A 16,460-nucleotide genomic window follows, 5' to 3' on the forward strand; every position below is an offset into this window, starting at 1 on the left:
AAACTTTATTTTTTCCCAACTATGTAATTATTATTTTAAAGCAGTTCCAACATTTCTATTTTCATGTCTGCTAGTGAATCGATAACAATATTAGCTTTATTTAATACCTTCTTGCTTCCAATACCTATAGAATACATACCTGCATTAATAGCTGCTTCAATTCCAGACACAGCGTCTTCAAAAACAACACAACTTTGCTCAGGAACTCCAATTTCTCTAGCTCCTAGTACAAAAACCTCTGGATTAGGTTTAGCATGTGTAACTTTATTGCCATCAATTATAGCATCAAAATACTTTGCTAAATCAAGATTATTAAGTATTGTCATTGAGTTTTTGCTTACAGAGCCAAGTGATGTTTTTATTCCATTATTTCTAACAATTTGTAAGAATTCCTTTGCTCCGGGAAGAATCTCATTGCTATTCATATTAGATATATATTCAATATACCAATTATTCTTTTTCTCAGCTAGCTGAAGCTTCTCTTCGTCACTAAAATTAAGCTTACCAATTTCCAAAAGTATATCGAGAGATTTCATTCTACTTACACCTTTTAATCTTTCGTTTTGCTCTTCGGTAAACTCAAATCCCAGCTCATTTGCTAGCCTTTTCCAAGCTAAATAGTGATATTTTGCAGTATCCACAATAACTCCATCTAAATCAAATATACATCCTTTAATTTTGCTCATTTATTACCCCCCAATATCTATGTAATTTCGTTCTATGCAATCGATTGCACACTTGCACTCATTATAGAACATTTTTTCCCTTTAGTCAATACATATTAAGACTATTTATTTTTTAGAACATAAAGGTACTTTGAAATTTATAGAGATATTGAAATAGGATTAATTTTATTAAACTTAGCTGTTTCTCTTTCTGCTACCCTTGTTTGTATTATATAATGATTTTCTCTTATATTATTTCTTAACATATCTACAAGAAGCTTAGAAGCATAATAACCAAGCTCTCTCACGTTTATATCTACAGAAGTAAGCGATGGCTTATAATATTCCGCTTGAGGAGTATTATTAAATCCAACTACAGCAGCATTTCTAACATCACTTTCTCTTAAAGCTCTAATAGCCCCAAAAGCTAAAAGGTCATCTGCTGCAACTACTGCTGATGGAATGCTTTTTTTTATTATTTCTTTCATGGACTTATAACCACATTCCTCTTTAAAGGCACCTACCTCCTTTATTAAGTCCCTGTCAACATCTACTCCATTTATATTATGTGCCTGAATATACCCACTGAGTCTATCCTTTGAAACATTCATTTCAACTTTAGGAGCAATAAAAGCTATCTTTTTATATCCGCTAAGCAGTAACTTACTAACAACATTGTACATTGCATTAAAATTATCATTATCAACCCATAAGGTTTCTTTAGTATTTTCTGGTCTCCCAATAATAACAAATGGAAAATCTATTTGTTTTAAATATCTTATACATTTGTCATTAGTCCTAACAGAACCAAGTATTATGCCATCCACTAACTTACCATTTACATAATCTTTTGCACACCTTAACTCTTCTTCATACGTTGCGCAAAACGTATACATTATGTAATATCCATGCTGCTTTGCATAGCTGCTTATGCCTGTCATTAGTTGGATAAAAAACGAATTCTTAGTCAATCCTTCAATTTCATTAGTCAATATTATTCCAATCACATTAGTCGCTTTGTTCGCAAGACTTCTTGCTATAGCATTAGGATGATAATTTAACTTTTTTATAACATTTTCTATCTTCTTTTTAGTTTTTTTACTTATTCGAGGGCTATTGCTTATAGCCCTCGACACAGTTGATGGAGAAACATTAGCTTCTTTTGCGACATCCTTTATAGTAACACTCATATTTTTCACACCTTGTTCATATAATTTAATACAACCGGTTCCACAATATATTTTTTATATATTTATTATTAGTAGTAATATTTCAAAATGTCAATTGTAACTTTATATAAAATATCACATCTGCAATAGCTATTTTGCATAAACATCTTATAATTGACTATATTTACTATCAAAACAAATTTGACACATTGATATAAATTCAATATAATAAACTTAAATGCAAGCGATTGCATCATTTATTAAACTTGTTGGAGGGATATGTATGAAAAAAATCAAAAGTCTAACAGCACTTGCCTGTGCATTAACTTTAACTACGGGGATATTTACTGGCTGCGGAAGCAGTAGTGGAGGAAGTGATTCTTCAAAAAATGTTACCGTGAATATATTTCAGTTCAAGGTTGAAGCTAAAACTGCTCTTGATAAAGCTGTAAAGGATTACGAATCAAGCCACAAAAATGTTACAATAAATGTACAAACTGTTGGAGGTGGTCAAGACTACGGAGCTGCACTAAAAACAAAATTTGCCTCCGGAGATGAACCAACAATATATAATATAGGTGGTCCACAAGATGTACAAGATTGGAAAGCAAAACTTGAAGATTTATCAGATCAACCATGGGTTTCAAAAGCATATGATGGAACTTTAGATGCTGTTAAATCGGATGGAAAAATATATGGATTACCATTCGATATGGAAGGTTACGGATTTATATATAATAAATCTATATTTAAAAAAGCAGGAATTGATCCAAGTACTATAAAATCATATGCTGATCTTGAAAAAGCAGTTACAACTTTAGATTCTAAGAAGAAAGATCTTGGAATTGACGCTGTATTTGGAACAGCTGGAAAGGAAACTTGGATTGATGGATTACATGATTCAAACGTTCCATTTGCATTAGAATTAAAAGATGGTGTATCTGCTTTCAAAGCAAAAACTATCAACTTTACTTATGCTGATGGATTTAAAAAGTTAGTAGATATACAAAACAAATATGCATACAAGCCTGATGGAACAAATAAATCTATAAACAGTGTTGATTACTCAACTCAGGTTGAAAAATTATTCTCTTTAGGTAAAGTTGCAATCATTGAGCAAGGAAACTGGATTTACTCTACAGTTTCAGGAATCAACAAAGATGTAGCTGATAGTATGGGATTACTTCCAATGCCTATAGATGGTGTTAAAGAAGGCTGCGTACCTGTTGGTGTTCCTATGTACTGGTCTATAAACTCTAAGAAAGACGCTGCAACTAAGAAAGCTGCAAAAGACTTCTTAAATTGGCTTTACACATCTGACAAAGGTAAAAATGCTATAATTAACGACTTCAAATTCATACCAGCATTAAAAGGATATGATGCTTCAAACTTACAGCCTGTAGATCCTATATCAAAAGAATTAACTAAATATTCTAAAGCAGGTAACACAATACCTTGGGTATTCATGGGTTATCCTACTGGTTGGGGACAAAATAAACTTGGTACTGATCTTCAAAAATACACTTCAGGTGATATGACTTGGGACAAATTAGTTCAAGATGCTAAAGATCAGTGGGCTGCTGCAAGAAAATAATAATTACTTAAAAAAAGTTTATATTTCTAATAAATACCTTAACTTTTGCACGTATAAAATTGATTACACATAAGAAATAATGCTGCTTAGGCAATTTGCAATACCTTGTAAGTTGGCTTAAGCTGCATTATTCTTCAATTATAAGTACTAAGTACATAACTAAAAAACCTTATAGGAGGGAAATTCAATGAAAAAGAAGAATTTATCTTTTTGGCTGTTCCTAGCTCCAGCTCTTATCGCCTTTATATTAGTCCAGCTTATACCACTTCTTTCTGGAATATATTATTCCTTTACAAACTGGAATGGAATTGACTCAGTAACCGTGAAGTGGACTGGTTTACAAAATTACGTTGCAGCCTTTAAAGATGCAACATTTACCCACTCATTTTTATTTACCTTAAAATTCACAATCTTATCTCTTATTGTATTAAACGTCATAAGTTTTGGTTTAGCACTTTTAGTTACAAGAAAATCAAAACTAAATAATCTTCTAAGAACAGTGTTTTTTATGCCAAACTTAATAGGCGGTCTTATATTAGGATTTATATGGCAATTTATATTTATACAAGTATTTGATGCATTAGGTAGAGCCATCCATGTAAAATGGCTTTTAGGTTGGCTTTCAACTGGTAATACTGGACTTGCTGGTTTGATTATAATCATGGCATGGCAGATGTCTGGATACTTAATGGTAATTTATATATCCTCTTTGGAAAACATTCCTGCTGAAACTCTAGAAGCTGCTGAAATTGATGGTGCAAACGCATGGCAAAAAATTAAAAACATAACAATACCATTAATAAGACCAGCATTTACTGTAAGTATTTTCTTAACACTTTCTAATTCATTTAAATTATATGATCAGAACTTATCTTTAACAGCCGGAGGTCCTGCAAAAGCAACTGAAATGCTAGCTATGAACATATATAATACTGCTTTTCAGTTTAATTTAATGGGAGTTGCTCAAGCAAAGGCAGTTATCTTCTTCTTAGTTGTAGCAGCTATATCCTTAACACAAGTATACATTTCAAAGAAAGGTGAGGTGGAAGTATAATGACTACTAACATTGCTAAAAATACTAAAACAAATAAAATTACTAACAAAAGTAAATTCACACTTTCTCATTGTATTGTTTCTATAATAGGCATTGTAATGGCCTTAATATTTTTATCACCTTTCTATATAATTATTGTGAATTCGTTTAAAACAAAAGCTCAATTATTTACAAGTACTCTTGCATTTCCGAAATCTTTAATTGTTGATAATTTTAAAGATGCTTATGCAGAATTAGATTTTTTTAATTCTTTATTTCATTCTTTAATTATTACAATTATCAGTGTTGTTGTAATTATAATTTTTTCATCTATGGCAGCCTGGGTTTTAGAAAGAACCAGAAGCAAAATAAGCAACATTATCTTAATGATATTCGTAGCAGCAATGATTATCCCTTTCCAGGCAGTAATGCTTCCACTTATAAGATTAATGGGAAAACTACATTTTTTAAATGTACCAGGATTAATTTTTATGTACCTTGGATTTGGAGTTTCTCAAGCAATCTTTTTGTATCATGGATTCCTTAAAAGTATTCCAGTAGAACTTGACGAAGCTGCTATGTTAGATGGTTGTAGTAAACTTCAGGCATTTTGGTATATAATATTCCCCCTTTTAAAGCCTATGTCTGTAACAGTTTCAGTTCTAGATGTAGTGTGGATCTGGAACGATTACCTACTTCCTTCGCTAGTAATTAATAAGCCTAACACCATGACAATTCCATTAAAAACCTTCTTCTTCTTTGGAGAATATACAAAACAATGGAACTTAGCTTTAGCCGGATTAATATTAGATATAATACCTGTTGTAATCTTCTACTTCTTCGCACAAAAGCATATTATAAAATCGGTTACTGCTGGAAGTATAAAATAAAGGCGCTATACAACAATATTTTGAAACATTAAATAAAATTAATAAATCTAAGAGCCTAAATCCTAAAATTCTAAGAACTTTCAATAACTCGCTACTCTCAAACAGATTGAAAGTTCTAAGACTTCTACGATTTAGGCTCTAATATTTATAAAATTTTATTTAAACAGTTTCTTCAATGTTGTTGCTTCGCTTACGGTAAAATCAAGGAAAATTTTTCTCCGTTTCTCTACGAAAAATTTGCTGTAAATATAATTAATCAATAGAAATTAAAAACAATATATTATGTAAAAATTTAATTAATTACAAAGATTCACCCCTAACATTCCGTAGGTACGGAGGAATTTTTTCCTTGCACCACCGTGGGAGCGAAGTAACAATGCTGACGGAACAGTTTAAAAAAATTCTAATAAATCTTGATAAAAAAATCCTAAAATTCTTAGATGTTTCAATCTGTCTGAGCGTTTTCTCAGCGAGTATAAACATACACGAGGTTTGGGCTTTGCCCATTATCCTTCTTGAACCCAAAGCAAGCACTATTTTAAAATAGCCACCAAGATTTATAGAATTCTTTTAATGTGACTAATCATTGTTACTTCGCATTCTTTCTCTTTACTATTTCCGTTACAGCAAAGGTTGCTACATCTTCAGCAAACTTTCCAGGACCAAAACCTGCATCATAACCAAGCTCTTTTGCAAGTTCATGAGTTATTCTAGCACCACCGCAGGCTAGAATAACCTTATCCCTAATCCCTTCTGCTTCAAGTATTTCAACTAAGTTTACAAGGTTCTTTATATGAACATTTTTTTGAGTTACAGTTTGAGAAACTAAAAGTACATCTGCCTTAAGTTCTATTGCCTTCTTTACAAAGTCCTCATTTTCAACCTGACTTCCAAGGTTATAGGCTTCTATCATGTCATACCTTTCAAGACCATAATGTCCTGCATAACCTTTCATGTTCATTATTGCGTCAATACCTACAGTATGTGCATCTGTACCCGTACTTGCCCCAACCACTACAATCTTTCTCTTTATATTTTCCTTTATATATTTATCAACTTCACCCATGGACATTGTGTCTACGTCCACAGTTTGGACTACTATACCTGTGTAATCAACAGTGTGTTTTACCGAACCATATAAAACATAAAAGGTAAAGTTTTCATCAAGTTTTTTATGACAAACAACATCAATATCGTCAAGTCCCATTTTCTTAGCTAAGATTCTTGCTGCCTCGGCTCCCTTTTCAGAATCACCAAGAGGAAGTGTAAAGCTAACTTGAACCTTGCCATCATTCATGGTATCTCCATATGGTCTTACCTTTGTTAAATCTAATGTTTTATCAAACTCTTTTTTTTCAAGAGAATATAAACCTCCACTCAAAGCGCATTACTCCTTTCATTATTTCTCAAGCATCAAGTCCAAAAATGGATTAAAGTATTCTTCAGATTTTTCAAAAACACCATCAAGGCCTTTGCCCATGTCTCTCCCTCTTTTTATTCCAGCAAAAGCTCCTTTTTCAAGGGTATTGAAAATTCCATCCCTTTCTATTTCCTTTAAAAGTTCATAAGATTTTTTAAGTACAAAATCTGCTCTCTTTTGAATAATTCCGCCCTCTTTAAATTCTATTTCATCACCAAGTGACTTCATTGCCCTTGAGACATAAGAAGCATTTTCAATAGAAAGAGCTCTGTCGGACATAAAAGGAGTGTGAATTGCTTCTGTTAACATTCCAAGAAGGTGAATTCTCTGGTTTGTTAAAACAGTGACCATGTTAAATAAAGTATCCTGAACGTGACCCCTAAATATGTTTCCCGTCATATATTTTGTTGGAGGCATATACTTAAGTGGAGCTTTAGAAAATATCTCTCTTGACATTTGCGCTTGAGCAAGTTCATACACAAAGGAATCTTCAAGCTCTGGATCCATTTCAAAGGCATGACCAAGTCCCATTTGTTCTTCTTTAAGTCCTGCCATAAGTGCAAATTGCTCATTTATAAACTGCGAGGATAAAACTGTGTGAGCCTCTTCATAGGCATCCGCTGTAGTTAGATAATTATCCTCACCAGTATTTATAACTACTCCTGCATAGCCATTTATTACCCTTGAGAAATACTGATCTACAAAGGTTCTCTGCATGTTTATATCTCTAAAAAGTATTCCATACAAAGCATCATTAAGCATTACATCAAGCCTTTCAAGTGCACCCATAGCAGCAATTTCTGGCATGCAAAGTCCAGAGCAATAGTTGCAGAGTCTTATATACCTTTTGAGTTCAGCTCCAACTTCATCCAGTGCTTTTCTCATAAGCCTAAAGTTTTCTTCCGTCGCATAAGTTCCTCCAAATCCTTCTGTGGTGGCACCATACGGGACATAATCAAGGAGACTTTGAGCTGTAGTTCTTATAACTGCAATTATATCTGCACCCTGTTTAGCAGCCGCAACTGCTTGTGTTATATCCTCATATATATTTCCTGTTGCCACTATTACATATAAAAGAGGGCCTTTTTTATCGCCATAAGAATTTAAAAATTCACTTCTCTTTTCTCTATTTGCTTTTATTCTTTCAACACTCTTCTTTGCAATAGTTAATGCATTATCCATAGTTAAAAATGTATCCTTTGAATTAAAATCTGTTAAATTCAAAGTTCCTTTAGAAACTTCCTCTGCTATTTCCTGCATTGAGAGCCCTGTACTAAGCTTGGCATTGCTTAAATAATAAGCTGCACCTTTAGAAAGTCCTTTACCTTTTTTTATATTTTCAACCACCACATTTGGCAGTGGTACATTTTCGTCATTAACACCATCTATTCCAAAGAGTCTGCATATAGTTCTTTCAACGGAAACCGTGGTATTTTTATCTATAAAATTTTGAACCTCCACAGCTATATTGTGAGCACAATTTCTAGCCTTACGAACAGTTTCAAAATCAAGATTAAGTTTGCTTTTCATTTTATCCCTCCTTGTAAAATTTCCTTGCCGTATTTATTATTTCGCTGTCTAAGCCCATAAGAGTACATATGTTGAGCGCATCTTTTGGAATAGCTGCACCCTTCTCAGCCTTCTCAAGAGAATAATCCATATACCTATTTATAAGCATAATGAATTCCTCTTCCCCCTCAATATTATTTATTAAACTGAGATCTACATTTTTAAGGCCCTTTACCTGATAATGAACATCCGCAAAGCTGCATACTCCATCATAATGAGTGGAAATTGCAGTTATAGAATCAAATTTGCCTAGGTACTTAACAAGAGCCTTGGTTATGTTACTTCCTTCCTCTGGGTTTGTTCCCCTCGCAAATTCATCAAAAATTATAAATCCTCTTTTTCCATTAAGCTCAGCTAATATTCTCTTAAGCTTAATAACCTCGCCGCCAAAGGTACTTAATCCATTTTGAAGTGATTCTGCATCTTCACTTAAAAAGCACATAAAATCAAGTGGTACAAATTCAAAGCTGTCTGCAAAAACATAAAACCCCAGATATGCAAGAAGATAATTAAGTGCAACTATGCTTAAAGCTACAGTTTTTCCTCCCATATTTGCTCCTGTAATAACTGTAGTTCCCTTGGAAAATTGAACGGTAATAGGTTTAAAGCTGCCACCTTTTTTCTCAACTTTATCCTTTACCATGGGATTTACACCATTAACTATTTTAATTTTATCTGAAAGCACTGGACTTGAAAGTCCATAATCCAGCGCGCATTTAGCCTTAGCTAAAATCATATCTAACTTTCCAAGCACATAAGTACTATCAATCAACTCATCGGCATATTTTGATATCTCATTTGTAAGCCTTTTTCTTACTTGCAACTCTTCAGCTTTCTCCTCATTTACTATTTTTGCTCTATCACTTAAAAGTTGCAGCCTTCTGCTATCCTTCTCCCTGTAAATGAGCTTTTCTATATTTCTCTTTGAAGCTCTTATTTGAGACAATCTTTGAGAATATTCATCGTATATTAAAAAGCTTGAACTTTTATTTTCCATTGGATTCAAGAGTTTATATATTTTATTAAAATCGCGCAAAGTAATTCCCTTTAAGTTAAGTTCACATGTTTTATACAAAGCACTTATTTTTGATATCAGAATCACGAAGTTTTTAACTTCAAATAACTCAACTTCATCAAGCACATTTCCAGCTTTACTTCTTTTAAAAGTATTCTTTATATCTCTAAAGTTCATGAAAATATTTTTAAAATCATTAAAATACTCTTTTTTGCTTAAACACAACTCAATATTTTCGTACTCAGCTAGAAGTTCCTTTTTTAAGATAATTGGCTTTAAAGCTGAAAAAGCTTCCTGTCCAAACACACTTGAAACCTTAACTTTATCCATCACATAATAAAATCCTATTTTTTCCTTAGCTTCATCCTCTAAAAACGTCATTCTATCACATCCATATCAAATTGCTTTACATTAAAAATAGGTATTTGAATTTTACTTTTCAATTCACTATATAGCTCTTCATAGTCAAGTACAATTCCTTCTGGTGACCAAGGATTTACACTTATACCTGCCAGTTTTATACTATCCACTACTTTTATTGTTCCACCCTTTAGTACAAATCTGTCATAGGTATCCTTTTTAATAAAAATTTTTGTTCCATCCTCTACAATAAAAGCAGCCTTTTTAACCTTGAAATTAGAGTCAAGTATTTTCCTCATAAACTTATCTGTCACTATCCCTTTTATAAATACATATTTTAAATCATCCCTGTAGCTTGAAATAATTTCTTTATATGAGTCTATTGAAGTACTAGCCTCACTTTTTTCAACATGATCCTCATATACAAAAGCAACTCTCGCTTCCTTCATCAACTTTTCATAAAGCCGCACAATCTTAAAATCTGCCTTACCAACAGAAAACAAGGAAGCTAAATTTTCTGTTTCATATGCAATTTTAAAAATGCTATGTGAAAAAGCTGCACCAACACAAAGAACTACCGCTTCTGCGACTGCTGGTGCTGCAAGGCTTTTCCTTGAAAGTGCTCCATCTACAATAGTAAACTCCGCTCCATGCTTATTTAACTTATTTATTACACCTTTTATCTGCTCTTTAATAGATGGACCTGCTACCTCAACAAATCCAGAAGTAGCGCTTTCTGCAATAACTATATTTCCAAGAGGTGTTCCTATATCCATGATTTCAAGTATCTTAAAGGTAACATCACTTCTTAAAATCATACTTTTAGCAGTAGCAACAAGTGTACCAACCTTAACATATATTCTTGGCTTATGAGTAAAGGTTACTACATCCTCTTCTTCTCCATCCCTTCCTATAGAGGTTATGGCAAGCTTTTTGTTTTTTATAGCTTTCATAATATAGTTAAGAGTTGTAGTTTTACCTGTGTTTTTTTCAAGCCCTATAATGGATAGCGTTTTATAATTAGAAATTTCTTCAATGAAGTTTTCAAATTCCTTATACTTCTGCACTTTTGTCTCTCTCTTTGTATTTTTCTATTCTCATTTCTCTTTCCAAAGCTTCTGGTTCTATTGACATTTTTTCTCCGCTTAAAAGGGCCGAAATTCCTATCTCATGAATCTTTTTCTTACCTTCACAAACCTCGCAGTGACAGTCTGGAGAATAATTTTTAGGTTCTTTATAAGTTGTTATAACGCCTTCAAAATTTCTTAATATAACCTTGTCATTACTTTGACTTATAACATAGTTAGGCATTACAGGTATTTTCCCTCCGCCTCCTGGAGCATCTACTACAAAGGTTGGAACACAATAACCTGATGTATGTCCTCTAAGTCCTTCTATTATCTCAATTCCCTTTGACACAGAGGTTCTGAAATGTCCAAGTCCCATTGATAAATCACATTGATAAATATAATATGGTCTTACTCTTATTTTTACCAGTTCATTTACAAGCTTTTTCATTACATGAACACAATCATTTACTCCCTTCAAAAGCACGGACTGATTTCCAAGGGGTATTCCCGCATTTGCAATCATCTCGCAGGCTTTCTTAGATTCTTCTGTTATTTCATTTGGATGATTAAAATGAGTGTTTATCCATATAGGGTGATATTTCTTAAGCATATCTAAAAGCTTATCAGTTATCCTTTGCGGCATAACCACTGGTACTCTTGAACCTATCCTAATTATTTCAACATGTTTTATAGCTCTTAATTTCTTTATTATATATTCGAGGAAATCATCATCAACTAAAAGGGCATCTCCTCCAGATAAAAGTACATCTCTTACTTCTGGTGTTGCTGCTATATAATCAATGCATTTATCTATTTGTTCTGTAGCAAGGCAGCTATCAGTATGTCCTGCAAACCTTCTTCTTGTGCAGTGTCTGCAGTACATGGAGCACTGATTTGTTATAAGCAGTAAAACTCTATCTGGATATCTATGAGTTAAACCAGGTACTGGGGAGTCTCCATCTTCATGAAGAGGATCAACTAAATCCCCTGGTGAAACAGTAAGCTCATCTACTGTCGGTATTGCCTGCTTTCTTATTGGGTCAAATTTGTCATTAGGATCTATTAAAGAAAGATAATATGGAGTTATAGCCATTCTAAATTTTTGAAGACACTTTTTAGCTCCTTCCTCTTCTTCCTCTGTAAGCTTTATATACTTTTTAAGTGTAGCTACATCTTCTATTCTATTTTTAACTTGCCACTTCCAATCATTCCAATCGCTATCTGGCACATCTTTAAAAAGTTCAAACCTTCTACTCTTGTTCACCTTAAACCACCCCTTGTTTTTGTATCCATGAAATTTTTAGATTCTAAATATTTCAGCATTGCAAGTAATCTTGAAAATATAAGAGTACAGAGTAGAGTGAAGGTAGATTTATACTCCTCTCGTCGTATAAATCTTAGAACTTAAAGATGTTCAGCTTCGCTGAACGAAATAATTATTCTTAAATTAAGATTTTCCGCAGCAAAGCGAAGGAAAATCATCCATCACTCTACTCTCTACTCTGCCTCAAGCGTATCTTTCTTCAAATATTTTTCTAAGTACACTTGATTCTCTAAGTTCATTTATTGCTATTTCTGCATGTCCTTTTGTATAGCCATTCCCTATATAAAGCGATACATCCTTACCAACTCCCTCAGCCCCTAAAGCTGCTTTTGTAAAACTCGTTGCCATTGAAAAAAAGTATGCTATTCCTTCATCTTTTACTGGAAGTATTGTGGACATTTCTGTGTTTGGGACATTTACGCAATTAATTGATATGTCATATTCCTTTCCATCATTCGCTTCAAGTGCCTTTTCTAAAACTTCTGTTGGATTAACTGCATTTGCCATAATAACCTCATTGCAAAAGCCTGCCTTTATGAGCTCATCTCTATCCTTCTCAAAAGCTACAAGCCCAACTACTTTTCCTGTAGGTCCAACTCTCTTTTTCGCTTCATAAGAACAAAGTGTTCCCGATTTTCCAAAAGCTCCTAATACAAGCACGCTGTCTCCTGGCTTTACCATTTTTGAAGTTTGTGCTGGCGCCCCTGCAACATCTAAAACTGCAAGTGCCAAGTTTTCACTTAAATCCTCTGGAAGCTTAACATATATGCCACTTTCAAATAAGATTGCCTTACCCTCAATTTCAACTCTGTCAATTTCTTTTTTTATGCTTTTTATTTTCTCAATCTTAAGTGGAGTTAAGGACAGGGAAACAAGAGTTGCTATTTTATCTCCAACCTTGATATCTACCTTTGAAGCTAAATTCTTGCCTACCTTTTCCACAGTTCCTATTAACATTCCGCCTGAACCTGTCACAGGGTTCTGCATTTTTCCACGTTCATCTACTATTTCAAGTATTCTCTTTTTTATCTTTTCTACATCTCCGCCCTGTTCATTTTCTATTTGAGTAAAACTTGCGGAATCTATATTAAGTGCCTGAACATCTATTAGTATTTCATTATCCATTATGTCCATATTATTTGAAATTTTCTTAGCCGCTTGAGGAAGTACTCCCTTTGGCTCTATTACTCTATATGTTCCATATTTTGATGACTGCATATCATTTCCCCCTTTAATCTTGTATGTTTAAATTACATGTAAGTTTTAAACTCACTCAACTAGAATTCTTGAAGTAATTCATAAAATTCAGAGCAAAGAGTAGGGAGTAGAGAGTAGAGTGAAGGTGGATTTATCCTCCTTACGTCGTATAAATCTTAAATTATATAAAAACAAATGATGTTCAGTACGCTGAACGAAAGCTTTATTTTTTCTTAATACTAAGTTGTAAGATTTTCTGTAGTGAAGCGGAAGAAAATCATCCATCACTCTACTCTTTACTCTTCCAAAAATAATTGTTGTAAAAAAATTTTATTTATTCTAAAAGTTTAATGTTCTTTCTTTATATTAGATGCAAAATTTCTCTTGCTTCTTTTGGAGTTGCTATTTCTCTTCCTATTTCTCTTGAAATTCTAACTGCTTTTTCAACCATTTCACCATTTGACTTAGCTAAAACTCCTTTTCTTATGTATATGTTATCTTCAAAGCCTACTCTTACATGACCACCTGCGACTATTGCCATGGCTGCCATTGTAAATTGTGCTTTTCCTATACCTGTTACAGTAAATGCTGAATCCTCCGGAATACTTGCTTTCATAAATGCTAAATCCATTAAGCTTGCACCTATGCCTCCTCTTACTCCCATAACAAAATTAAACTGAAGAGGTGCTTTCAAAAGCTTTTCCTTATGAAGTCTTAATGCCGTATCTATCATTCCCTTATCGAAAACCTCTATTTCTGGCTTGACTCCAAATTCATTCATTTTTTTAACAAAATATCTTATAGTATCTTCTGTATTTACAAAAATATCATCCTTGCCAAAATTACAAGTACCACAATCTAGACTTGCTATTTCTGGTTTCAAAAACACAGGGCTTAATCTTTCATCATTATTCATACCAACAGCTCCACCTGTAGAAGGTTCTATTATTACATCTGGACATTCTTTTCTTATTCCATCTATACACACTTTAAATCTTTCAAAGCTTTGAGTTGGTATGCCGCTATCATCTCTTACATGGAGATGAATTATACTTGCTCCAGCATCATAAGCAAATTTAGCCTCTTTTACGATTTCTTCAACTGTATATGGAACATTTGAATTATCCTTTTTGGTAACCTCAGCACCACATATTGCAGCTGTAATTATTAACTTTTCCATAACTTAGCCACCTTATTTCCTTTGTTTATCTTTAGGAACGACGCATACTCCAATCGCTTTGCAAACAACTATGGGATCGCGAAGAAAATCGGCAGCAGAATCATTTATATCAGTTCTCTGCGAAACAACCTTCCTAGCTTCAAACTCCATCTTTCTTGAAGTATTTCCCACTTTAACAATTCTCCCTACAGCCTCTATATAATCCCCTGCATAAACTGGAGATAAAAAATCAACGCTTTCATATGCCCTAAACAACCCCTCATCACCATCATGTCTTATTAATAATTCTGTTGCCACATCTCCAAACAAAGAAAGCATTTTGGCACCATCAACAAGATTGCCACCATAATGTGCATCTGTGCTTCCCATTCTAAGTCTTATAACTACTTCTTCCATAAAAAACACTACCTCCCAAAATCACATATCTAATATTTTCAAAGTCGTTAACAAATCCTATATAAAATATTTGTATTTATTGATATAATATTATTTAGCAAGATATATGTTGATAATTTTTATGTTGTTAGCTTTAAATATTATTAATTTATCAATTTACATTATTATAATTTATTTCTATTTAGTTAACAATAAACGGCATGTACCTATTTATTAATGAATATTGGACACTATGTACAAAGGAGCTGATTCTTTTGCCATTGCTTATTAAAAATTTGTTTCAACTAGATTCACTTACTGGAATTAAATTAATGACAGACCAAAATGGAATAAATAATGAAATAGCCTGGGTAAATATAATGGAAATACTAGATGAAATTAGTTATCTCCAAAGGGATGAGCTTTTATTAACTACAGGATATAAACTAGATAATGAAAACTTAAATAAAGATTTGATATTCAGACTTCACTCCAAAGGTCTCGCTGGAATGGGAATTCAAACAGGATATTATTTAAACAAAATACCTAAATATATAATAGATGATGGAAACAAATACAATTTTCCTATATTTGAAATTCCAAAGGATTTAAGCTTTTCAATAATAACTCAAGTTGTGCTTAAAAACGCATATGCAATAAATATTAAACTTAATAATAAAATTCATAGTGATAATTGCAAGCATATTTTTGAAAGCTTAAAAATAGATAAGAAAATTAACTTTGATGATGCTTGTCATCTAAAAAAAAGCTTGCAGTTAAATAAGGCTTCAAGCTTATGTCTATTTATCTTATCGGTTATAAACACCTATGATACTCTTATATCAGAAAACACATTACTTAATATTATTAATAATCTTAGAAATTATTTTCACGGTCATGACATGCTTACTATTATTGAAATTTTAGATAACAAAGTAATGTTTTTAATATCTTCACCTAAAAAACTTTCAGCTCACACTTTAAGCATAGAACTAATGCATGTTTTAAAAGCAACTTCTAAAAATGAATCAAACCTCATGCTTTTAATTGGTGGAAGTAATATATTTAATTCAATAGAAAACCTAAGAACTGCATATAAAGAATCCTGTTCAAGCCTATTAGCATTAGAGAAAATAAAAGTTAAAACAGGCATTTGCTTTTATAAATACCTATCTCTTTTTAAAACTTTGGGGCTTATTAATTCTGACAGCTATATTGCAAAATCTCTACAAGAAAAAATATACACATTAATAGAATATGATAGGCTACACAACACAAATTATTTTTACACCCTAAAATCCTTTATAGATAATGAATTTAATATAAATTTAGCTTCAGAAAAAATATACATTCATAGACATACTTTAAAAAATAGATTGGAAAAAATGAAACAAATATGCGATATTGATTTTGATGATTGCTACTCAAAACTGAGCTTAACCTTAGCAATTTACCTTTATGAACTGTTTTCGTAAATACTTAATTAGTTCACAGTGCACAGTTCACAATTCACAGTGGAAGGTGATGCTAGTATAATATTGTAGACACGAAAGACCGAACACATTAAAATATAGATAAGATAAGGATGTGTTTATATGT

General features: G+C 32.6%; 14 protein-coding genes. 4 read left to right on the forward strand and 10 right to left on the reverse strand.

From position 1 onward, the window contains the following. Positions 1–35: 35 nt before the first annotated feature. Complete coding sequence (pgmB, locus tag ACJDT4_RS20375) at positions 36–686, reverse strand: beta-phosphoglucomutase (protein ID WP_406789436.1); 651 nt, start codon at positions 684–686, stop codon at positions 36–38. A gap of 137 nt (positions 687–823) precedes the next feature. Continuing rightward, entirely contained in the window at positions 824–1,855 is a 1,032-nt protein-coding gene (locus tag ACJDT4_RS20380) for a LacI family DNA-binding transcriptional regulator (RefSeq protein WP_406789437.1), read from the reverse strand. Positions 1,856–2,117: 262 nt separating this feature from the next. On the opposite strand from ACJDT4_RS20380, the gene ACJDT4_RS20385 reads away from it, so the two are divergent. The 3 genes from ACJDT4_RS20385 (at position 2,118) to ACJDT4_RS20395 (ending at position 5,351) form a co-directional block, all read left to right on the forward strand. Beyond that, positions 2,118–3,428 carry an ABC transporter substrate-binding protein gene (locus ACJDT4_RS20385; protein WP_406789438.1) on the forward strand — a complete coding sequence of 437 codons (1,311 nt, stop codon included), beginning with the start codon at positions 2,118–2,120 and terminating at the stop codon, positions 3,426–3,428. 187 nt (positions 3,429–3,615) lie between these two features. Further along, positions 3,616–4,482, forward strand: a complete 867-nt coding sequence (locus ACJDT4_RS20390; protein WP_406789439.1) for a carbohydrate ABC transporter permease — start codon at positions 3,616–3,618, stop codon at positions 4,480–4,482. Positions 4,483–4,580: 98 nt separating this feature from the next. Continuing rightward, positions 4,581–5,351, forward strand: coding sequence for a carbohydrate ABC transporter permease (locus ACJDT4_RS20395; protein WP_406789453.1), 771 nt, complete (start codon positions 4,581–4,583; stop codon positions 5,349–5,351). A 589-nt stretch (positions 5,352–5,940) separates the two neighbouring features. On the opposite strand, the gene kamE is transcribed toward ACJDT4_RS20395, so the two are convergent. The 8 genes from kamE to kal form a co-directional block, all read right to left on the reverse strand. Then, positions 5,941–6,732 (reverse strand): lysine 5,6-aminomutase subunit beta, encoded by a 792-nt coding sequence (gene kamE / locus ACJDT4_RS20400; RefSeq protein ID WP_406789440.1) that lies wholly within the window; start codon positions 6,730–6,732, stop codon positions 5,941–5,943. A gap of 18 nt (positions 6,733–6,750) precedes the next feature. Beyond that, positions 6,751–8,301, reverse strand: a complete 1,551-nt coding sequence (kamD, locus tag ACJDT4_RS20405; RefSeq protein ID WP_406789441.1) for a lysine 5,6-aminomutase subunit alpha — start codon at positions 8,299–8,301, stop codon at positions 6,751–6,753. A gap of 1 nt (position 8,302) precedes the next feature. Beyond that, on the reverse strand, positions 8,303–9,736 hold the full coding sequence (gene kamC / locus ACJDT4_RS20410; protein WP_406789442.1) for a lysine 5,6-aminomutase reactivase ATPase KamC: 1,434 nt from the start codon (positions 9,734–9,736) through the stop codon (positions 8,303–8,305). After that, positions 9,733–10,782 (reverse strand): lysine 5,6-aminomutase reactivase subunit KamB, encoded by a 1,050-nt coding sequence (kamB, locus tag ACJDT4_RS20415; RefSeq protein ID WP_406789443.1) that lies wholly within the window; start codon positions 10,780–10,782, stop codon positions 9,733–9,735. The genes kamC and kamB overlap by 4 nt, the downstream gene beginning before the upstream one ends. Continuing rightward, positions 10,769–12,049, reverse strand: a complete 1,281-nt coding sequence (kamA, locus tag ACJDT4_RS20420; RefSeq protein WP_406789444.1) for a lysine 2,3-aminomutase — start codon at positions 12,047–12,049, stop codon at positions 10,769–10,771. Before kamA ends, kamB begins: the two co-directional genes overlap by 14 nt. Before the next feature lie 243 nt (positions 12,050–12,292). After that, on the reverse strand, positions 12,293–13,327 hold the full coding sequence (gene kdd / locus ACJDT4_RS20425; RefSeq protein WP_406789445.1) for an L-erythro-3,5-diaminohexanoate dehydrogenase: 1,035 nt from the start codon (positions 13,325–13,327) through the stop codon (positions 12,293–12,295). 340 nt (positions 13,328–13,667) lie between these two features. Further along, positions 13,668–14,486, reverse strand: a complete 819-nt coding sequence (gene kce / locus ACJDT4_RS20430) for a 3-keto-5-aminohexanoate cleavage enzyme (protein WP_406789447.1) — start codon at positions 14,484–14,486, stop codon at positions 13,668–13,670. Positions 14,487–14,498: 12 nt separating this feature from the next. Further along, the gene (kal, locus tag ACJDT4_RS20435; protein WP_406789448.1) at positions 14,499–14,882 is read right to left on the reverse strand and encodes a 3-aminobutyryl-CoA ammonia lyase; all 384 of its coding nucleotides are present in this window, start codon (positions 14,880–14,882) and stop codon (positions 14,499–14,501) included. Between the two features lie 254 nt (positions 14,883–15,136). Between kal and ACJDT4_RS20440 the strand changes: the two genes are divergently transcribed. Continuing rightward, a complete protein-coding gene (locus ACJDT4_RS20440) occupies positions 15,137–16,336 on the forward strand; it encodes a PucR family transcriptional regulator (RefSeq protein WP_406789449.1) in 1,200 nt (399 codons plus the stop codon). Positions 16,337–16,460: the final 124 nt, after the last annotated feature.

The sequence above is a fragment of the Clostridium neuense genome (assembly GCF_045310695.1).
In the GTDB taxonomy this organism is placed as follows: domain Bacteria; phylum Bacillota; class Clostridia; order Clostridiales; family Clostridiaceae; genus Clostridium_S; species Clostridium_S neuense.